Raw genomic sequence first — 18,928 nt, 5'->3', positions numbered from 1 at the left:
GCGTTCGCTCGGATGCGAGCGGATGATTTCAGGGTTGGTTAACCGGCGCGCCCGCTATCCGCCGATCTGCAGCGAGGACGGCACCGGCTGCAGCGCGCCGGGTATGACCGGGGCGGGCGGAGCCTGGCTGACCGGAGGCTCGAATTCCGGATCATTGACGATGCTGGGGCTGGGTTGCGCCGGAGAGGCGCGCCGCTTGGTCCACTGCCTCCGGCCGATGTCGAACTCGCCGTTGATCCAGCCGATGAACTGCTCTTCGTCGCCGAAGAACGCGTTGCGGTCGACATCGCCCCTGATGCCCGGCACGCGGCCGGTCGTGGTGAATTGCCAGAAGGCCCAGGGGCGGTTCTCGTAGCGTGTCTCGGGCTTCGCTGCCGTCGAGCGGATCCAGTAGGGATATTCGTTGAACTGCCCTTCCAACACGTCCTTATGGAAGGTGATGTCGGTATAGATGATCGGCTTCTTGCCGGTGAGCTGCTCGAGCTCGGTCAGCATCAGCTGGATCTTCTCCAGTGCCAGCGAGCGGTCGATCTTCTGCGGGCAGGTCTTGGAATGGCCATTCCACTCGACATCGAGCACCGGCGGCAAGGCGCCGGGGTCGTTCGGGATATGCTGCTTGAACCAGACTGCCTGCTCATGGGCGGGGCGGCACCAGAAGACGAAGTGGTAGGCTCCGCGCGGCACGCCGGCCCGGCGCGCGCCTTCCCAGTTGCGCAGAAAGGAGGGGTCGATGTGGTCGCCGCCCTCCGTCGCCTTCATGTAGACGAAGCGGGTGCCGGCGCCCTTGACCGCGGCCCAGTCGATCTCGCCTTGCCAGCGCGAGATATCGATGCCCTGGACGGCATAGTTCAGGGCGCTCGCGACGCCGGGATGCGGCCGGGCATCGCCCTTCTGCGGATATCGGCCCTCGAACGCCACGCAGCCGCCAAGGACCGCGAGCGCGGCGACGGCGACGGCGAGAAATGGGGCTGAACGAAGGCGGGACATGCGACGGGCGATCATCTCGCGGAGAATTGCGGAGAAAACTTGACGCCCGGTTTACGTTACCGAAGTTTTTGCTTTCGTCACCCCAGGCCGAGCAGAAGTGTGGCGATCCCCAGAAAGGCGAAGAAGCCGACCACGTCGGTGACCGTCGTGACGAAGGTTCCGGACGCAATCGCCGGATCGATGTCGAGTTTGTCGAGTGCCAGTGGAATGAGGACGCCGGCAATGGCGGCCGAGATCAGGGTGACGACCATCGCGATCGCGATGACGGCGCCGAGGCCCGCGCTCCCGAACCAGGCGGCGGCGATGGCGCCGGTGATCACGGCAAAGCCGAAGCCATTCACGAGGCCGACGACGAGCTCGCGGGTGAAGAAGCGCCGCAGGTTCCAGGCGCCAAGCTCCTGCGTGGCCAGGGCGCGGACAGCGACCGTCATGGTTTGAGTGGCGGCGTTGCCGCCCTGGCTCGCTACGATCGGCGCCAGGATCGCCAGCGCCACGACTTTTGCGAGCTGATTCTCAAACAGGCTCATCACCGCGGCGGCAAGAAAGGAGGTCATCAGGTTGACGAAGAGCCAGCTGAAGCGGCTCCAGATGATCTTTCGGACCGGGTCGGAGAGCTCTTCGTCGGGATTGACGCCGCCGAGCTGTTTCACATCCTCGTCCGCGGCTTCCTCGATGACGTCGACGATATCGTCGATGGTCAGCACGCCGACGAGACGACCGGTCGCATCGATCACCGGTGCGGCAACCAGATTATAGCGCTGGAACAGCCGCGCCACGTCCTCGAGTTCGTCGGTMGCCTCGACGACCCGTCGGTCTTCCTCCAGCAGCTGCGAAATCACCACGGGGCGCCGATTTCGCAGCAGCCGGTCCAGCCGCACCGTGCCGACGAAATGATGGGCCGGGTCGGCCACGAATATTTCGAAGAATCGGTCGGGCAGGTCTGCGGTGTCGCGCAGGAAGTCGATGGTCTGGCCGACGGTCCAGAAGGGCGGCACGGCGATGACCTCGCTCTGCATGCGCCGGCCGGCCGTGTCCTCGGGATAATCCAGGCCCTGCTGCAGGGCGATGCGCTCGGAGGGCGTGAGCTTGTCGAGGACCTCCTGCTTGTCCGCCTCGTTAAGGTCCTCGAGAATGTAGACCGCGTCGTCAGTGTCGAGTTCGCGTACGCCTTCCGCGACGGTCTCGGCCGAGAGCTCTTCGAGAATTTCCTCGCGAACGGTGTCGTCGACTTCGGTCAGCGCCGTGAAGTCGAAATAGGAGCCGAGCAGCGAGATCAGGCGCGGGCGTTCGTCGGCGTCGAGGGCTTCCAGCAATGCGCCGAGATCGGCCTCGTGCATGTCGGCAACGATGCCGCGCAACGTCGTGACGTCCGAGAGCAGGACGGCCTGCGAGACCTGTTCGACCAGCGCGGGATCAATCGCGCCATCCTCGTCGCGAATCCTGCGGGTGGCGGATTCGTCGGGAGCGTTTTCGGCTTCGACCATCGGTCCGACTCCACGATTTGAGGAAAGGGCTTGGATTCGAGGGAAGGGCCTCTTGTGTCAGCCGTGGACTGTGCTGGCAACGCGCCGCGGCRACCTCACGTTTCATGGCCGGCAGGGCCGAAAACCAAAACGGCGACCCGCGAGGGTCGCCGTTTCAAGGCATCAGCCTGAATTTGGTGCGGTCAAGAGGACTCGAACCTCCACGGGTCTCCCCGCTACCACCTCAAGGTAGTGCGTCTACCAATTCCGCCATGACCGCAGCGGCTAAGAGAAAACCGCGGTGAGGCGGTGAACTCCGGAGCGGCGCGGGTCTAACAAATCGAATCCGCCGCGACAAGCTCGTTGTGTGGAAAACTTTGAAATCCTTTTCAGGCGGCCTCGGCAATGGTCTGCGCGCTGAAGACCGTGGGGCGCTTCAGGAGCTCGGTGATCTCGACAGAGATGCGCGAACCGCTGACCACGACGTTGCCGCGGGCGAACGGGTGATTGTTGGCGAGAATCTGGACTTCGTCGTTCTCGGTGGCGTTGAGCTCGATGATCGCACCGCGGCCCATGCGCAGCAATTTGTAGATCGGCATCTGAGTCGAGCCCAGAACCACGGTGAGCTCCACCGAAACGAGATCGAGATCGGCCTTCAAGTCCTGCCTCCGAAACCCTACTTGCGAATTCAACCAACGAAACTTGCCTGCCGGCCGGCTTCGGCGCATGAGCCTGCCGGCGACAGGCGGTAGCCGGTTAGCGATCGTTGAACAAACAGAGTTAATGCACCGTGAAGACACGTGAGACGCTTGCGGTTTCATTCCTGCCGCAGCCGGGCTCCGAGCCCGTCGAATGGGTCCATGCCGGGGGGCTTGTCGGCTATGACGAAGCTGTCGCCGAGATGGACGCGCGCGCGGCGCTGATCGCGGACGGCAAGGCCCGCGAGCGCGTCTGGCTAATCGAGCATCCGCCGCTCTATACCGCCGGCACCTCGGCCCGCGAGGCCGATCTGATCGAGCCCGAACGCTTTCCGGTGCATCAGAGCGGCAGGGGCGGGCAGTTCACTTATCACGGTCCCGGCCAGCGGGTGGCCTATGTCATGCTCGACCTGAAGCGTCGCGATCCCGACCTCCGGCGATTCGTTGCCGCCCTCGAAGCCTGGCTGWTCGGCACGCTTGAGCGCTTCAATGTCCGCGGCGAGCGGCGCGAGGACCGTGTCGGCGTCTGGGTGCGCCGGCCCGAGAAAGGAGCGGATAGCGAGGACAAGATCGCCGCCATCGGCATCCGCGTCCGGCGCTGGGTTTCGTTCCACGGCATCTCGCTGAATGTCGAGCCGGAGCTGTCGCATTTCGGGGGAATCGTGCCCTGCGGCGTCAGTGACCAGGGCGTGACCTCGCTGGTCGATCTCGGGGTGCCGGTGACGCTTCCGGAGGTCGATTCGATGCTGCGTGCCGAGTTCGAGAGGATCTTCGGGGCAACCGTTCTCGCCTGAGCCTCGACTAAGGCTCTTCATCCTTCGTTCACCATCCGTTGACCAAAGCCGGCCAACCTCCCGCGGTGGGATGAATCGGAAACGGGGACGAAGATGATCCGGACAGTGATGTTCGCGGCCGCCTGCGCGGTCGTGCTGGGTGCCTGCACCACCAACGACAAGATCATCGCCGGCGCGGCTGCGGGCGCCGGCACGGGGGCCCTTATCGGCGGGCCGATCGGAGCGGTTGCGGGGGGCGCGATCGGCGCCGTGGCTGCCCCTGCGGTGGCGCGCTGAGAGCGGGCGGATTTGCGCTCGCGCCCCTGCGCATCCGCGCCGGTTGGCGTTTTTCGCGTGGCGCGCCATAAACCGGCGAGGACTTCTTCGCTTAAGGGAGCGTGCCGTGGCGGTCATCGAGAGCAAGGTCGATCTCAACTCGGCCGAGACGCGCGCCAACGCCGAGGCCTGGGACGGCCTGCGTGCCGAGCTGGCCCGGCACCGCGCGGCCGCTGCGCTCGGCGGCAATGCCAAGTCGCGGGAGCGCCATACCGCTCGTGGAAAACTGCTGCCGCGGGAGCGGGTGCTGCGCCTGCTCGATCCGGGCTCGCCCTTCCTCGAGATCGGGGCGCTGGCCGCCTTCGAGATGTATGACAAGGAGATCCACGGCGCAGGCATGATCGCCGGGATCGGTCGCGTTGCCGGCCGCGAGGTGATGGTCGTCTGCAACGACGCCACCATCAAGGGTGGCACCTATTACCCGATGACGGTGAAGAAGCATCTGCGCGCGCAGGAGATCGCACGCGAGAACCGGCTGCCCTGCGTCTACCTCGTCGATTCCGGCGGTGCCAACCTGCCGCACCAGACCGATGTCTTCCCCGATCGCGAGCATTTCGGCCGGATCTTCTACAATCAGGCGACGCTCTCGGCGGAGGGGATTCCGCAGATCGCCGTCGTCATGGGCTCCTGCACGGCCGGCGGAGCCTATGTGCCGGCGATGTCGGACGAGACGGTGATCGTGCGCCGGCAGGGCACGATCTTCCTGGGCGGTCCGCCGCTGGTGAAGGCGGCGACCGGCGAGGTCGTCTCGGCCGAGGACCTGGGCGGCGCCGATGTCCATGCGAGGCTGTCCGGCGTCGCCGACCATTATGCCGGCGACGACACCCATGCGCTCGCGATTGCGCGCCGCATCGCTGCCAACCTGAACAGCGTCAAGCGTCCCGATATCGACATTGCCGAGCCGGAGGAGCCACTCTACGACCCCGCCGAGCTCGAGGCCGTGGTACCGACCGACCTGAAGAAGCAATACGACATCCGCGAGGTTATCGCCCGGCTCGTCGACGGCTCCGAATTTGACGAATTCAAGCGACTCTACGGCACGACGCTGGTCACCGGTTTTGCCCGCATCCACGGCATGCCGGTCGGCATCATCGCCAATAATGGCATCCTGTTCTCGGAGAGCGCGCTGAAGGGCGCGCATTTCATCGAGCTCTGCTGCCAGCGTCGCATTCCGCTGCTCTTCCTGCAGAACATCACCGGCTTCATGGTCGGCCGCGATGTCGAGACGCGCGGCATTGCCAAGGACGGCGCCAAGCTGGTCACGGCAGTCGCCTCGGCCCGCGTGCCGAAGATCACCGTGCTGGTTGGCGGCTCCTTTGGGGCCGGCAATTACGGCATGTGCGGGCGCGCCTATTCACCGCGTTTCCTGTTCACCTGGCCCAACTCCCGTATCTCGGTGATGGGCGGCGAGCAGGCGGCGAGTGTGCTCGCGACCGTCCGCCGCGACAATATCGAGGCTGAGGGCAAGTCCTGGTCGGCCGAGGAGGAAGAGGCCTTCAAGGCCCCGATCCGCGCGAAATACGAGGATGAGGGCTCGCCCTATCACGCCACCGCGCGGCTCTGGGACGATGGCATCATCCTTCCCTCCGAGACGCGCCGCGTGCTGGCGCTGGCCTTCTCCGCCTGTCTCAATGCCGAAGTGCCGGAGACCCGCTTCGGCGTCTTCCGGATGTGAGGCGGGAGCGCTGGCCGCCAGGGGCTCAGCCCAGCACAAATGCCTCGTGCACGGCGCTCTGGACGCCGCCGCCCATGATCGGGCCGCCGCCGGCGACATGGATGGCGTCTCCGACCAGTGCAGCGCCGAGCCCGTGGCGGGGCGTCAGCATTGGAGCGTATTGCTCCCAGGCATCGCCAACGGGGTCATAGGCCTCCATCTGGCCGAAGACGCGGTTGGTGCCTTCGCCGCCCATGACGAAGACCATTCCGCGGTAGAGCACCGCGCCGTGGCCGGAGCGCGCTGTTGGCAGCGGATTGCGCGGCGTCCATTTGTCGGTCGCCGGGTCATAGGCGTGGTGCAGGTTCGAATTGGTGTGGAAGGAGTCGACGCGGCCGCCGATGACATGGATCAGGGGGCCGATGGCGAGCGTGCCGGTGTGGTCGCGGGCGGTCGGCAACGGCGCGCGGTTCTCCCAGTTGTCGGCCTTGGGATCGTAGGTCAGGTGCCAGTCGATCGACTTCTTGGTGTCGGTCGTCTCGCCGATGGCGCCGCCAATGACATGCAACTGACCGCCCAGGCCAACAATCGCCGCCGAGCCGACGGGGCGCGGCAGGGACCTGATCTCGGCCCATCTGTCGCTCGCCGGATCATAGACGAAGCAGCGCGGATGCGGCTTGCGATTCTGCTCCAGGAAGCCGCCGATCGCGTAGAGCTTTCCGTCCTGGAAGGCGACGCCGACATGGTTGGCGCCTAGCGGCAACGGAGCGGCATCGCTCCAGCGGTCGGAGGCTGCCTCGTAGATATGGTGATAGGGGCGGTCGACGCGCTGCTCGGCATACCCCCCGACGATGTGCATCTTGCCCTCATGCGCCGTCGCCCAGGCCATTTCCGAGCGCGGCATCGGCAGCGGCGCCTTCGCCTGCCAGCGGCCGGGGTTGGCGGCCTTCGGGGCAGGGGAATCGAAGACGTTCTGCGTCTTTGCAAGTTCCGGCCGGTCGATGCGGCCGGGCTGGTTCAGCCGCTCATAGGCGCCGCCATGGTGCTCGTGGCCCGGCTGCTGGGCCAGTGCGGGGGCAGTTGCAAGCGTTGCCGCTCCGGTGGCGATGAAACGGCGGCGGCTCAGGCTGGTCATCATGCATCCTCCCTCGCTACAAGACTATGTCAGCCGCGGGCCTTGGCAAGCGAAAGGGCGGGGACGGGCTTGCGCCAAACCCTGTTCCGCATACTGCATACGCTGTTATGGTCCGGCCGCCTGAAACGGTTGAAATCACGGGAAACGCGAGGATACGCATGTCTGGGCACAACAAGGTCGCCATCATCACCGGTGCGGGTTCGGGCGTCGGCCGCGCCGTCGCGATCGCCTTCCTCAAGGACGGGTATCGCACGGTCCTCGCCGGGCGTCGGGTGGACGCGCTGGAGGAGACGATCGAGCTCTCGGGCGCCCCGGCCGCGCAGGCGCTCGCCGTCTCGACCGATGTGACCGACCAGGCTTCCGTGAAGAACCTCTTTGCCAGGACGAAGGAGACTTTTGGCCGCCTCGACGTGCTGTTCAACAATGCCGGCGTCAATGCACCGGGCGGAATCCTGCTCGAGGATCTCTCTCTGGAGCAGTGGCAGGCGGTGGTCGACACCAACCTGACCGGGCCGTTCCTCTGCACGCAGGAGGCCTTCAAGCTGATGAAGGACCAGAGCCCGCGCGGSGGTCRCATCATCAACAACGGCTCGATCTCGGCGCAGGTGCCGCGCCCGAACTCGGCCGCCTATACCGCRACCAAGCACGCGATCAGCGGCCTGACCAAGACCGCATCGCTCGACGGCCGCAAATACGACATCGCGGTCGGCCAGGTCGATATCGGCAATGCACTGACCGAGATGGCSCAGAAGATGACGACCGGCGTGCCGCAGGCCGACGGCTCGATCGAGGTTGAGGCGGTGATGGATGTGGCGCATGTCGCCTCCACGGTTCTGCACATGGCGAGCCTGCCGATCGAGGCCAATGTGCTGTTCGTCACCGTGATGGCGAGCAAGGCGCCGCTGGTCGGGCGCGCCTGAGGCGGGGGAGCGCCACTCTGGGGTCCTGGCCGGCCTTGCCCCGCTTCGCGGCGTCGGGCTATGGGACGAGCAGACTAGTTGTGAGCTCTCAATAGGTTGTCCATCCGGCAATGATGCCCTAGCGGCTTAATCGAAAAATCTTCTGCACCTGCCCTAACGGTCCCCACCGTGGTTGGAATATCGGGTGGCGTTGCCTATGCTGCTGAAGGAGACCCATTTTCATGAGCTACGTTCAGCGCGTCTTGCAGCCCAATGAACAGGTCCGGCACATCTCGTCCATTCATTGGATAGTGTACTGGCCCGGTATTGCGGTTGCACTCCTAGCGGCGGTCGCTTTCTGGCTCAGCGCTACGCAGTTCATGCCAGGATTCTGGCGGTATACGGGATACGCCCTCGCACTCGTTGCGGCGGTCCTCTTGATTCAGCAATGGTTCCACTCGTGGGTCACCGAGATCGCAGTCACCAACCGACGGGTCATCTACAAGAAAGGCCTCATCCAGCGGGAGACCACCGAGATGAACATGGACAAGGTCGAAAGCGTCCAGATCGATCAATCAATCTTGGGGCGCATGCTCGACTATGGCAACGTGACGATCCATGGCACCGGCGAAGGCTTCAAGACGCTCCGCACCATCGCCAACCCAATCGAGCTTCGAAACAGCATCACGGGAAACGACGCACAGGGCTAACCAGTGACGAATATGGGAAGCGTCGAACCGAGTTTGCTCAGGCAGCCGGCGTTTCCGAAAGCGGCGGGATCTATCGACGGATGAGGACGCGGCCATGCCGCCATGGAGGATCAGGGCAAGGTCTATCAGACGCGCGATGTGGAGCTTTTCGCGAGAGCCATTGAAGACCTCGCCGGCATCATTACCGGACAAGGACCCCTCCAGACGAGTTAGCCAAGGCTCCGCTCTTGACCGGATAATAGCAGCGAACACGCGGGCGCCATCGACCGATCTTCCGTCTTAATTACGGATCGAATTATCACTCGATGGCGCGACGGCACGCTTGTGAATCGCCTCGGTCCCCAATCGCGCCAGCCTTCTGATACGTTGCTATATATCGCAAAAATGGCGCTAATTGCGTTATTTCGCAATTTTTCCATTGACTCCTAGCTATCATGCGCTGTATCGCAAAAATCGAAGGAATTTGCGAAATGTCGCAACGTAGCCACGAGGCTCGTCGCCGGTTAGGTGACCAGATTGAACGGTATCGCGAGCAACGTGGGTGGACCCTGCGCGAACTTTCGAAACGCGTCGGGCGCGACCCTGCTCGCCTGAGTGAAATCGAGAGCGGCAGGGCTAATCCATCCATCGACAACCTCGTCGACCTTGGAGAAGCCCTGGGTCTGGAAATCGTTCTCGTACCCCGTGAACGCTTAGCTGAGGCGCTCGGCTTGGCAGGGAACCCGGCGTCCGCATTACCGTCTGTCCCCCCCACGCCGTCGAGCCTATTAGACGAGCTTTTGATCGAGGGTGATGACGATCCCGAGGACGATGTTGGCCATGCCCCCCGTTGACACGCTGGAAGTCTATCTGCGCCCCGACGCACGGCGAGAGCTAAAAATTGGCATAATCGTTCGAGATCGGAGCCAGCGCATAACATCGTTCTTCCCCGACGATGCATATCTCGCCATGGGGCCGGTCCGCCCGCTCGTATCGTTGTCATGGACGGGGCAATCCGAGGAAGCCACGATGCAGCGGCTGACCAGGAGAGCGGACAAGCTCGGCACGAATGGCTACCTGCCACCCTTCTTCGACAATCTCCTGCCCGAAGGAGCGTTGCGTGAGCTAGTAGAGAAGGAACTCGGGCATGGCCGCACTGATCACTTCGACGTCCTTGCCCGCCTGGGAATGGACCTGCCCGGCGCTCTCACCGTGCACCGCGCCACCAAAGGCAGTTTCGTAGACGACGAATCTCCTGCAACAGACTCCCCTTGGCCTAGGGGCCCGTCCCTTCGTTTTTCGCTTGCCGGCGTTCAACTGAAATTCTCGATGAAAGCTCGAAACGACCGCCTGACGCTCCCGATGTTGGGTGAGGAGGTTGGGGACGTTATCCTCAAAGTACCACATAAGAAGTACCGCGACCTGCCGGAGATGGAGCATGCCGCGATGACAATGGTCGCCGCCACGGGGCGGCGCGTGGCTCTGACTCGCCTCGTCCCCTCCTCCGCGGTGGAAGGCCTTCCAGAGGAATACCTGGAACACGGGTCGACCTGTCTTGCAGTGACCCGCTTCGACAGAGGGCTCAACGGCCTCCGCGTTCAGATGGAGGACTTTGCCCAGATTACCGGGGCTCTCGGAGATCAGAAATATACGCGGGCAAACGAAGAAACAGTCCTCAACATCGTCCGTCGGTTCGCGACCGACAGTCGAGGGGAGCTCGTGGAAGCCATCGGCCGTTCCGTATGTAACATGCTGATCGGGAACGGCGACGCGCACCTTAAAAATTGGTCGTTCCTCTACCCCGAGGGCGGTGAAATCGCGCTCAGCCCCACCTACGACGTCGTGCCCACCGTCGTCTTTGGCGACGCCGAACTCGCCTTGCCGTTCATGAGAACGAGTAACCCCGATTCGCTCACGCTCCGCCGTTTCGAACGCGCGGCGGACCTTCTTGAAGTCCCGTCGGGCGTGGTCATYCACGAAGTCAAAAGAACCGTAGAAAGCGCGTTCGCGACCTGGCCGGCGATCTTGAGGGAGATGATGCCTTCTGGTGCCGCCGAAGCGATCGTCAACAGAATCAACCGGCTTCCCTTCGTGAAAGAGCTTTTGCCGGACATGGATTTCTCCGTCGCCCCGACCGAGGACGCTACCGTGGGGGCGGGATCATAGGTTGGCTATCGGTCCCGTTCGCACCGGTTCAGCAGGCCTCATGCAGGTGCACCTCCACGCGGCGGATGGGGCTGCTTCGCGGCGGACTGCAGAGTGCGTGAAATATGGACAGGTCCCAGGGTCCATTCCAGCGTCGGTGCACCTTCGCCCCACGGACTGCTTCTTCGAGAAGGCGACGATGACGCCGTAGAAGAAGATCAGCAAGCCCGCAGCGAAGATGTAGGAGCCGATCGACGACCAGAAATGCCAGCCGGCGAAGGCATCCAGATAGTCCACGTCAAGGCCAAGGAAATGCTGCGGGAAGAACAGCAGGTTGGCGCCGAAAAAAATGCGACCCAGAAGTGCCGCCTGCGGAGCGACCAGTCCTCGACCGTGGCCCGACGCGCGATGAGCGACCACCGCTGATCCATGCGGAAAATGGAGGACACCACCCCGCCGACCACCCGCTGGAGCAACGGGCGCAATCACCTTGGCTCCCAATTAGCGACATCGACGCTTAGGCTTTCAATGGCTGAACCAATTGTAGAGACACAAAGCGACGTAAGCGATGAGCATAAGCCACGCGATGACGACTATAAACAATACTGAGGCAAATGAGCCCCCTCGAACGCGAGGTGAATATTCATTGAAGCGCTTCTGACCCCCGTTCGCCGTTGTGGTCTCAACAGCCTCAAACGGGCGGTCATGCCGGTCGATTGCTGTCATTGGGGCTCTCCGTTCCGCTCCGGGCAAACCCGTCAGGCTGCTCGCACGGGTTTCATGCAGCAGCAATGTCGCCGTGCACGTTATCGAAAAAAGGCGAGCAAAATGATTATCGGCAGGGGAATTCCCAACATCCAAAGAAGTATGCCGCGACCCATGGCCTGTCCTCCTGTTTGTCCAGCTTGAACCAACGACAAGCAGGAGTGTTCCCGGGCTCGTCGGTCCCGCCTGGAACTATTTGGCTCCGCCGTCTGTTCATCCCACGTCACATATGTGGCGGTGCATCGGGAGAGTCTCATGAACGGCGTCATCTACATCGTTGGCCTCATCGTGGTCGTGTTGGCCATTCTTTCATTCCTTGGTCTTCGGTAGGAGGCTGCATCATGTCCGTGAGCACACCCAACGTGGTCGTCGTTCCCCCTCCCGCCCTAAGGGGTGCCTCCACCGGCTCCTATCTTGAATGGAGCGCCATCTTTGGCGGTGCGGTGCTCTCCGCGGCCATCACTACGGTCATGGCAGCTTTTGGCTCTGCTATTGGCCTGTCCCTGGTGTCCGCGGACACCGCGCGCTCTTCGGGCCTGACAGCCTTGACCATCGCCGCAGGCCTGTGGGCCATCTGGATCACAGTCTCGGCCTGCAGCGCGGGCGGATATCTTGCCGGGCGTATGCGTCGGCCGGTTACCGACGCCAGCGACCACGAGCGCCATGTTCGCGAYGGTGCTCATGGCTTGGTCGTTTGGGCTGCCGGGGCGTTGATCGTAGCGATGGTCGCCAGTTCGTCGCTGCTGGGTGCTGCCAAAACAACTGCGACCGGTGTGGCTGCCGCAACTGGCGGAGCCGCCGCTCTTATCAGTCAGCAGGCGGACCCGCTGGGTTCGACCTTGGACTCTGTCATGAGGTCAAACGGCACCACGCCGCCGACTGCCAGTGAACGCGAGGAGGCGTCCCGGATCTTCATGACCGGAATCAGATCGGGAAAGCTCGATCAAGTTGACCGCGACTACATTGCGACGCGCGTCGCTGCACGGATGAACATCCCTCAGCCCGAGGCTCAGAAGAAGGTCGATGACGCCTTCGCAAAACTGGAGCAGGCGAAGGAGACCGCAAAGCAAGCCGCGGAGCGCGCTCGGAAGGCTGCAGTGATTACCGCATTTATGACCGCAGCAGTGCTTTTGTTGGGGGCGGCGGCAGCTTGGATGGCAGCCCAACTTGGCGGCAAGCACCGCGACGAGGAAATGGATCTCGGATCGCTGTTCGGGCGGCGATGAAGGAAATCGGAGGGGCTCGCACGGGCCCCTCCACACCTGCCGATACGCAAAGAAGCAAAGACGACATCTTTCAGCCGCGCTGCTCCGTTGCGAACTGGAACTTTGCCGAGGGCGGGGCCGTTAAGCCGGCATGGCCCAATACTTTTTCGACATCGAGATCAATACGGAGCTGGTCGTCGACGGCGAAGGCATCGACCTCGAGGACCACGCCGCCGCCCGCCTTTCGGCCCTTTCAAGCCTCGGCGACATCATCTCAGAGCGTGTCCAGTCCAGCGACGATCTCAGCATCGACGTGAGAATACGCTACGCCGATGGCACTCCGATCTTTGCGGCGACGCTCATTTTGAACAGCCGGTGGCTCACTCCAGCGCCCCCGATCCCGATCCGGAACCCTGTCCCCGGCAAATCTGAAGAGTGAAGCAATTCGGAGGCACGGGCCCGACACAAATAAGGCCCGCGCACCATTCGGAGCAGCGGGCCAGGTCATGTCCTGGTTTAACMCCCCAGCACGCTAGGTTCCCGCGCCGGCCGGGTCCGGTCACTTTGCGAAGCGGCCCTCGTACTTGAACTGCGGCGCCGCCTTGAGCTGTTCCTTGGTCGCGTTGATCCGCGCATTCCATTTCTTGTCGGTCTGATTCCAGGTGACGGCGAGCGCACTCGGGCTGACGGCAACATAGTGAATGCCCAGACCGAGAAAACCGCCGACGGATAGAATGTAGGACGCCAACGAATTGCCGGCGATGACCACATCCTCGATCTCGCCGACAGTCTCATCGCCGGCATTCTTGACGTCGAGACCCTTCAGGCTGCTGACGAGAGCGGACGCCTCGTCAACCGACACGAAGACGGGCGGCTGGGCGGGGGCTGGGACGGGTGCTGTCTGTGCTAACGCCGCACTGGAAAGCAGGGTCGCTGCAAGAGCAAAAATGATGGTGCGCATGTTCGGATGACCTCCCTTATAGGGCCGCAGGCAGGAACCGCTGCGGCAGGATGGAAAGGTAATTCCGAGCATTCTGATCTGTTCCTCATGCGCATTCGCGGAGCTCCGTGTTCGAACGATTCCCGCGCGGAACAAGGACGATACTCTGGGGTTTTGAAAGCGGCCGGGGAGGACACTCATGATGGAGGACGTCCATGACCTAATTCTCACCACGTTGTTTGCTGCTGCACTTGCGAGCGGCCGTGCTGGCACAGACTACCACAACTACGACGATCACCACGGAACAATCAGGCAAGATCAAATCCTACTTCATGAAAGAGAAGCCCAAATCCGTGAAGTTTCAGGAAACTGTGGCGGTCGGCGCCACGCTTCCGGCAACGGTCGAACTGTACACATTCCCTTCGGATGTTGGTGTGACGCAGTATCGTTATACGATGGTCAATGACCGCGCCGTGCTGGTCGAGCCCAGCTCGCGCAAGATTATCCAGATCATCGAGTAAGCGCCCACCGCGGCCCTGGCGATGTTGCGTTGGGGCGGCGCTGGCTAGCCGCTCGCCACGGCGAATGCACTCCGAGAACCCTGATCCCGTTCCAGATGATCATGACGGCCATTTAAGACTTCTGCGCGGGACCGCGGTCACGTGGATCTCAAGAGTGGCCGCGGCCCACGATCACCTCGCGGCCGTAACCCCCAAAACCAATCCGGTGGCCGCGGCCCAGGCCATCACACGAAGCGGACGCGCCCAAATCTCGTCCTCAAGCCTTTCCTGAAATTCCCCCACTCGCTCAAATGCAGCCGCTGCCTCCGATCGGTATCGACGCCGATCGTCTTCTGAAAGGGCCTCAGCGCGCTGTGACATCTCCATGAAGCCGGTGGAGGAAGGCGCGGTGGCGATGAATCATTCCCCGGCGCTGGATCCTGTCCAACTCCGGTAGTCGAGCCGACGTTCCGCTATTGGGCGCTCCTTCTTGGCCCTCCGGTTCCGCACGCCGGCGGGATTGGGAAAGGAACCAAAGCGGTGCGGCGCCGTTTTCTTGGGCACTGCGGCACCGCCGCTTCCCATGGGAGAGCCACCATGAAAAAGCTCATCATAGTTTCCCTGATCGCCACCACGACCTCCTTTGGGGCCATGGCGCAAACCTCGGCCACATCCCCCGCACCGGCTCCCGCTCCGGCCGACGCGAACGCCCCGCTGCCGGGCGCCAACAGCTTCACTGAAGGCCAGGCCAAGAGCCGTCTCGAAGCCAACGGCTACACAAACGTCACCGGCCTGAAAAAGGACGACAACGGCGTCTGGAAGGGCACGGCGACGAACGCCGGCACTCAAGTGAATGTTTCGGTCGATTATCGCGGCAACATCACTCGCAACTGATCGATACCTCTCGCACCCCGACTTCTGGAGGCAACCATGACCCGTACGATCACTCGTTCATACGACACCTACGATCAGGCCGCTGCGGCGGTCGAGAAGCTCGAACAGGCCGGCATCACGTCGTCGGAGATCAGTGTCATCGGCCGCGATGAGCGCGCCAAGGACAGCAACGCCGCCGAGGGGGCTGGCATCGGCGCAGGCATCGGGGGGGCGGCCGGCCTTCTCGCCGGCGTGGGCCTTCTAGCAATCCCGGGCATTGGCCCTGTCGTCGCCGCTGGCTGGCTGGCGTCGACCGCGGCGGGCGCTGTCGCGGGAGCAGCGGCGGGTGGCCTCGTCGGATCGTTCACCAGTGCAGGTGTCGATGAGGACGAGGCCCATTATTATGCGGAGACGGTTCGTCGCGGCGGCACGGTCGTTTCCGCCCAGTACCGTCGCGAAGGCTGGACCCGCTTCGACGAAACAGCGGATTCGTATGTGCGCGGCCAGGCCGGCATCTGACGCCACGCGCCGCTGCCGTGGGGCTCGCCCCGCGGCAGCGGCGCGTTGGTGATGCAAGGCCGTCCCAAGATGGTCGCCATTGGCGTCGCGGTGGACGAACACCATTTGGGAATAAAGAGAGGTGTTCCATGGCAAGTGGTTGGGCTCCCGACGGAGCCGTTCAGGACCAGATCGACGACTCGATAACCGATGCCGTCCGGCTTGCGCGGTCACGGCTTCCGACCGGACCTGGCGAGATTTATTGCCAGGTGTGCGGAGAGGAAATCGCGGAGGCGCGGCGTCGCGCGATGCCTGGCGCCCGTACCTGCGTGGATTGCCAGTCAGGCCTCGACCGTCCCAGAGCGATGTCCGGCATCAACCGCCGGGGCAGCAAGGACAGCCAATTGAAATGACCGCATGCGGTTGCTCCGATCGCGATTAGGCTGTCATCTTCACCTGTGAGCGCCGCCGCCTCCTGCTGCCCCCGGAACACTCCGCCCCGGTCTCTCCCCGCACGATCTGACGCCGCACAAATGCATCAACTACCGCCAGACGGGCTCCGGTGGCCTATTGCCTGGGAATTCGAGAAGGAGGGGCAGGATCTGTCCATGCGCGTGGCGGGCTTGTGTTCAGCGATGCCGACCTCATTCTGGATCCTCGAGCAGGCTTGTGCGGATTCCGATTTTGACCGGCCACCATTCCGATAATTGATCGGCCGGGATTCCGATCATTATCCGGTCACCGTTCCGATAATTGACCGGCCACCAGCCGGGGTATGCGCGCTCTGGGTCAGCACTCGGGCATCAGGCTTTCCGTTTCATCCGAGACGGAGCCGGTGATGCCGATGAAGAGGAAGCTGACGATGAGGGAACTGCGGCAGATGCTGCGGCTTGCACATGGCGGGGTGAGCGCCCGCGAGATTAGTCGGGCTCTGGGCATTGCCCGCAGCACCGTTCAGGAGAATCTCCGGCGCGCGGCGCAAGCTGGATYGACCTGGCCGCTCCCCGGCGAACTGACGGACGAGGCCCTCGCCGGCAGGCTGTTCGCGCGGTCCGGCGCGAAGAGCGGTCAGCGCCGGCGGGCTGAGCCGAACTGGGGCGATCTGGTCGTCGAGCTGAAGCGGCCGGGCGTGACGATGTCGCTCCTGTGGGAAGAGTACCGCGCGATCCACCCGCAGGGTTATGGCTATAGCCGGTTCTGCGACCTGTTCCGGGGTTTCCAGCGACGGCTGTCGCCGACGATGCGCCAGGAGCACGTCGCCGGCGACAAGGTGTTCGTCGATTATTCCGGCAAGAAGATCGGCATCGTCGATGCGCAGACCGGCGTCATCCGGGAGGCCGAGATTTTCGTCGGCGTCCTCGGCGCCTCGACCTTCACCTTTGCCGAGGCGAGCTGGAGCCAGAGCCTGCCGGACTGGATCGGCTCGCATGTCCGGATGTTCGGGTTTTTCGGCGGCGTCCCGCGGCTGGTCGTGCCGGATAATCTGAAGGCCGGGGTCAACAAGGCTTCGTTCTACGATCCGCAGATCAACCGCAGCTACGGCATGATGGCCTCACATTACGGCGTCGGCGTGCTGCCGGCGCGGCCACGGCGTCCGAAGGATAAGGCGAAGGTCGAGAACGGGGTTCGTTTCGCGCAGAGCGCCATCCTGGGGCGCTTGCGCAACCAGACCTTCTTCTCGCTGGCCGAGGCCAACGCCGCGATCCGCGATGCCGTTGACCGGATCAACGATCACGTCATCCGCCGTCTTGGCGTGACCCGCCGCCACCTGCTCGAGACGGTCGAACGGCCGGCCCTGGCGACGCTGCCCGAGGATTACGAGTTCGCGGAATGGCGCCTGGCCCGCGCCGGCGTCGATTACCATGTCGAGTACGAGGGTTATTTCTACTCAGTCYCTCATGGTCTGATCCGCGAGCAGGTCGATCTCAGGGCCACCAGCCGCACGATCGAGGTCTTTCATCACGGCCAGCGCGTCGCCGCGCACCAGCGCCGCTATGGCGGCCGCCGGCACGGCACCAACCCCGATCACATGCCAAGCTCTCACCGGCGCTACGCCGACTGGAGCCCGGAACGGCTCCGGCGCTGGGCTGCGACCGTGGGCCCGAGCACGGAAGGCCTGGTCATCGCCATCCTGGCCAACCGCCCGCATCCCGAGCACGGCTTCAGGACCTGTCTCGGCGTGCTGCGGCTGTTCCGCGATCTCACATCGGCCCAGGCCGAAGCCGTCGCCGCCCGTGCCCTCGCGATCGGCGCTTTCGCCTAYCGCGCGATCGCCGCGATCGCCGCCAGGCAAGCGGCCGCGCCGGCAAAGCCGGTCACCGAACCCGCCGCCATTGTCGAGCACGCCAATCTGCGCGGCCCCGGCTACTTCCACTGACACCAGGAGACATCATGTTGATCCATCCCACACAGACCTTGCTCGCCGAGCTCGGCCTGCACGGCATGGCCAAAGGCTTCCAGGAGCTCCAGGCCCATCCCGAAAGCCGCGCGCTCGACCATGCCGACTGGCTCGCCCTCCTGCTCGAACGCGAGAGCACGATGCGCCGTCAGAAGCGCTTCGAGAACCGCGCTCGCGCCGCCGCGCTGCGCCACAATGCCAGCATCGAGGACGTCGACTTCAGGGCGTCGCGCGGCCTCGACCGCGGCCTCTTCCTCAAGCTCGCCGCAGGGGACTGGATCCGCGAGCGCCGCTCGCTGCTGCTCACCGGCCCGGCCGGCGTCGGCAAGAGCTGGCTTGCCTGCGCGCTCGGTCAGAAAGCCTGTCGCGACGATGTCTCCGTCGCCTATCACCGCGCCCCACGACTCTTCGCAGCCCTGGCCCAGGCGCGTGAGGAGGGTCGTTACGCCCGCCTGCTCAAGGCGCTTGCCAGGGTCGAGCTCCTCATCATCGATGACTGGGGCCCAGAGAAACTCGACGACGCCCAGCGTCGCGACCTCCTTGAACTCACCGAGGATCGCTATGAGCGCCGCGCCACCATCATCACCAGCCAGATCCCGGTCGACCGTTGGTACGAAATCATCGGCAACCCCACGATCGCCGACGCCATCCTCGATCGCCTCGTCCACAACGCCTATCGCATCGAACTCACCGGAGAGAGCCTGCGAAAACGCAAACAGGAGCCGCCTGCCGCAGCCCTGACTTGACCACAACGGCCAACCACGACATTCAGAAAAAAACGACCCAGAGCCAGCCCCGCCCTGGCCGGATAATGATCGGAACACCGACCGGTTAAGTCTCGGAACAGTGGCCGGTTAATTATTGGAATAGCTGGCCGGTCCCGTCGGAATCCGCAACACCGACCGGTTAAGTCTCGGAACAGTGGCCGGTTAATTATTGGAATAGCTGGCCGGTCCCGTCGGAATCCGCA

20 protein-coding genes, 1 tRNA gene and 1 pseudogene are annotated in these 18,928 nt (G+C 63.6%); 15 read left to right on the top strand and 7 right to left on the bottom strand.

The window, feature by feature from the left end; genetic code table 11:
* Window positions 1–54 precede the first annotated feature (54 nt).
* From AC1D34_RS08605 to AC1D34_RS08590, 4 genes are all read right to left on the bottom strand, one after another.
* The gene (locus AC1D34_RS08605) at window positions 55–987 is read right to left on the bottom strand and encodes a glycoside hydrolase family 25 protein (RefSeq protein ID WP_441493257.1); all 933 of its coding nucleotides are present in this window, start codon (window positions 985–987) and stop codon (window positions 55–57) included.
* 77 nt (window positions 988–1,064) lie between these two features.
* Window positions 1,065–2,471, bottom strand: coding sequence for a magnesium transporter (mgtE, locus tag AC1D34_RS08600; protein ID WP_441493256.1), 1,407 nt, complete (start codon window positions 2,469–2,471; stop codon window positions 1,065–1,067).
* Window positions 2,472–2,645: 174 nt separating this feature from the next.
* A tRNA-Leu gene (locus AC1D34_RS08595) sits at window positions 2,646–2,730 on the bottom strand.
* Between the two features lie 109 nt (window positions 2,731–2,839).
* Window positions 2,840–3,109 (bottom strand): FliM/FliN family flagellar motor switch protein, encoded by a 270-nt coding sequence (locus AC1D34_RS08590; RefSeq protein ID WP_074471588.1) that lies wholly within the window; start codon window positions 3,107–3,109, stop codon window positions 2,840–2,842.
* 131 nt (window positions 3,110–3,240) lie between these two features.
* Between AC1D34_RS08590 and lipB the strand changes: the two genes are divergently transcribed.
* From lipB to AC1D34_RS08575, 3 genes are all read left to right on the top strand, one after another.
* Complete coding sequence (lipB, locus tag AC1D34_RS08585) at window positions 3,241–3,942, top strand: lipoyl(octanoyl) transferase LipB (RefSeq protein ID WP_476824014.1); 702 nt, start codon at window positions 3,241–3,243, stop codon at window positions 3,940–3,942.
* Between the two features lie 93 nt (window positions 3,943–4,035).
* On the top strand, window positions 4,036–4,218 hold the full coding sequence (locus AC1D34_RS08580) for a hypothetical protein (RefSeq protein WP_113517734.1): 183 nt from the start codon (window positions 4,036–4,038) through the stop codon (window positions 4,216–4,218).
* 106 nt (window positions 4,219–4,324) lie between these two features.
* Complete coding sequence (locus tag AC1D34_RS08575) at window positions 4,325–5,932, top strand: carboxyl transferase domain-containing protein (RefSeq protein ID WP_476824013.1); 1,608 nt, start codon at window positions 4,325–4,327, stop codon at window positions 5,930–5,932.
* 25 nt (window positions 5,933–5,957) lie between these two features.
* Here AC1D34_RS08575 and AC1D34_RS08570 read toward each other — a convergent pair whose 3' ends face one another.
* Window positions 5,958–7,046, bottom strand: a complete 1,089-nt coding sequence (locus AC1D34_RS08570; RefSeq protein ID WP_476824012.1) for a Kelch repeat-containing protein — start codon at window positions 7,044–7,046, stop codon at window positions 5,958–5,960.
* A 158-nt stretch (window positions 7,047–7,204) separates the two neighbouring features.
* Between AC1D34_RS08570 and AC1D34_RS08565 the strand changes: the two genes are divergently transcribed.
* From AC1D34_RS08565 to AC1D34_RS08550, 4 genes are all read left to right on the top strand, one after another.
* Window positions 7,205–7,966, top strand: coding sequence for an SDR family oxidoreductase (locus tag AC1D34_RS08565; RefSeq protein ID WP_476824011.1), 762 nt, complete (start codon window positions 7,205–7,207; stop codon window positions 7,964–7,966).
* A gap of 221 nt (window positions 7,967–8,187) precedes the next feature.
* The gene (locus AC1D34_RS08560) at window positions 8,188–8,655 is read left to right on the top strand and encodes a PH domain-containing protein (RefSeq protein ID WP_441508905.1); all 468 of its coding nucleotides are present in this window, start codon (window positions 8,188–8,190) and stop codon (window positions 8,653–8,655) included.
* 470 nt (window positions 8,656–9,125) lie between these two features.
* Window positions 9,126–9,488, top strand: coding sequence for a helix-turn-helix domain-containing protein (locus AC1D34_RS08555; protein WP_441508906.1), 363 nt, complete (start codon window positions 9,126–9,128; stop codon window positions 9,486–9,488).
* On the top strand, window positions 9,475–10,800 hold the full coding sequence (locus AC1D34_RS08550; protein WP_476824010.1) for a type II toxin-antitoxin system HipA family toxin: 1,326 nt from the start codon (window positions 9,475–9,477) through the stop codon (window positions 10,798–10,800). The genes AC1D34_RS08555 and AC1D34_RS08550 overlap by 14 nt, the downstream gene beginning before the upstream one ends.
* Before the next feature lie 38 nt (window positions 10,801–10,838).
* Here the strand turns inward: AC1D34_RS08550 and AC1D34_RS08545 are convergent.
* A pseudogene (locus AC1D34_RS08545) lies at window positions 10,839–11,144 on the bottom strand (cytochrome c oxidase subunit I); the annotation flags it as partial.
* A 741-nt stretch (window positions 11,145–11,885) separates the two neighbouring features.
* Between AC1D34_RS08545 and AC1D34_RS08540 the strand changes: the two are divergent.
* Complete coding sequence (locus tag AC1D34_RS08540) at window positions 11,886–12,770, top strand: ATP synthase subunit B family protein (protein WP_441508908.1); 885 nt, start codon at window positions 11,886–11,888, stop codon at window positions 12,768–12,770.
* 130 nt (window positions 12,771–12,900) lie between these two features.
* Window positions 12,901–13,188: a DUF6894 family protein gene (locus AC1D34_RS08535; RefSeq protein ID WP_441508909.1), complete on the top strand. Its 288-nt coding sequence runs from the start codon at window positions 12,901–12,903 to the stop codon at window positions 13,186–13,188.
* Window positions 13,189–13,308: 120 nt separating this feature from the next.
* On the opposite strand, the gene AC1D34_RS08530 is transcribed toward AC1D34_RS08535, so the two are convergent.
* Window positions 13,309–13,890, bottom strand: a complete 582-nt coding sequence (locus AC1D34_RS08530) for a PRC-barrel domain-containing protein (RefSeq protein WP_441508910.1) — start codon at window positions 13,888–13,890, stop codon at window positions 13,309–13,311.
* Window positions 13,891–13,952: 62 nt separating this feature from the next.
* Here AC1D34_RS08530 and AC1D34_RS08525 point away from each other — a divergent pair, with 62 nt between their 5' ends.
* From AC1D34_RS08525 to istB, 6 genes are all read left to right on the top strand, one after another.
* The gene (locus AC1D34_RS08525) at window positions 13,953–14,210 is read left to right on the top strand and encodes a DUF1236 domain-containing protein (RefSeq protein ID WP_441508911.1); all 258 of its coding nucleotides are present in this window, start codon (window positions 13,953–13,955) and stop codon (window positions 14,208–14,210) included.
* Window positions 14,211–14,786: 576 nt separating this feature from the next.
* Window positions 14,787–15,083 carry a PepSY domain-containing protein gene (locus AC1D34_RS08520; protein WP_476824009.1) on the top strand — a complete coding sequence of 99 codons (297 nt, stop codon included), beginning with the start codon at window positions 14,787–14,789 and terminating at the stop codon, window positions 15,081–15,083.
* 36 nt (window positions 15,084–15,119) lie between these two features.
* Complete coding sequence (locus AC1D34_RS08515) at window positions 15,120–15,581, top strand: general stress protein (protein WP_476824008.1); 462 nt, start codon at window positions 15,120–15,122, stop codon at window positions 15,579–15,581.
* 128 nt (window positions 15,582–15,709) lie between these two features.
* Entirely contained in the window at window positions 15,710–15,973 is a 264-nt protein-coding gene (locus tag AC1D34_RS08510; RefSeq protein WP_476824007.1) for a DksA/TraR family C4-type zinc finger protein, read from the top strand.
* A gap of 425 nt (window positions 15,974–16,398) precedes the next feature.
* Window positions 16,399–17,937 (top strand): IS21 family transposase, encoded by a 1,539-nt coding sequence (gene istA / locus AC1D34_RS08505; RefSeq protein ID WP_476824006.1) that lies wholly within the window; start codon window positions 16,399–16,401, stop codon window positions 17,935–17,937.
* Between the two features lie 14 nt (window positions 17,938–17,951).
* Window positions 17,952–18,704, top strand: a complete 753-nt coding sequence (istB, locus tag AC1D34_RS08500) for an IS21-like element helper ATPase IstB (protein WP_476824005.1) — start codon at window positions 17,952–17,954, stop codon at window positions 18,702–18,704.
* Window positions 18,705–18,928 lie beyond the last annotated feature (224 nt).

It is taken from the genome of Allobosea sp. P1_A7, assembly GCF_056406775.1.
The sequence above is the reverse complement of the archived record's forward strand: the minus strand, read 5'-3'. Positions and strand labels throughout refer to the sequence as shown.

Coding starts and splice junctions, on each gene's coding strand:
- AC1D34_RS08605 (WP_441493257.1), bottom strand. CDS start 987: ATGTCCCGCCTTCGTTCAGCCCCATTTCTCGCCGTCGCCGTCGCCGCG.
- AC1D34_RS08580 (WP_113517734.1), top strand. CDS start 4,036: ATGATCCGGACAGTGATGTTCGCGGCCGCCTGCGCGGTCGTGCTGGGT.
- AC1D34_RS08570 (WP_476824012.1), bottom strand. CDS start 7,046: ATGACCAGCCTGAGCCGCCGCCGTTTCATCGCCACCGGAGCGGCAACG.
- AC1D34_RS08560 (WP_441508905.1), top strand. CDS start 8,188: ATGAGCTACGTTCAGCGCGTCTTGCAGCCCAATGAACAGGTCCGGCAC.
- AC1D34_RS08555 (WP_441508906.1), top strand. CDS start 9,126: ATGTCGCAACGTAGCCACGAGGCTCGTCGCCGGTTAGGTGACCAGATT.
- AC1D34_RS08535 (WP_441508909.1), top strand. CDS start 12,901: ATGGCCCAATACTTTTTCGACATCGAGATCAATACGGAGCTGGTCGTC.
- AC1D34_RS08530 (WP_441508910.1), bottom strand. CDS start 13,890: ATGAGTGTCCTCCCCGGCCGCTTTCAAAACCCCAGAGTATCGTCCTTG.
- AC1D34_RS08520 (WP_476824009.1), top strand. CDS start 14,787: ATGAAAAAGCTCATCATAGTTTCCCTGATCGCCACCACGACCTCCTTT.
- AC1D34_RS08515 (WP_476824008.1), top strand. CDS start 15,120: ATGACCCGTACGATCACTCGTTCATACGACACCTACGATCAGGCCGCT.
- AC1D34_RS08510 (WP_476824007.1), top strand. CDS start 15,710: ATGGCAAGTGGTTGGGCTCCCGACGGAGCCGTTCAGGACCAGATCGAC.
- istB (WP_476824005.1), top strand. CDS start 17,952: ATGTTGATCCATCCCACACAGACCTTGCTCGCCGAGCTCGGCCTGCAC.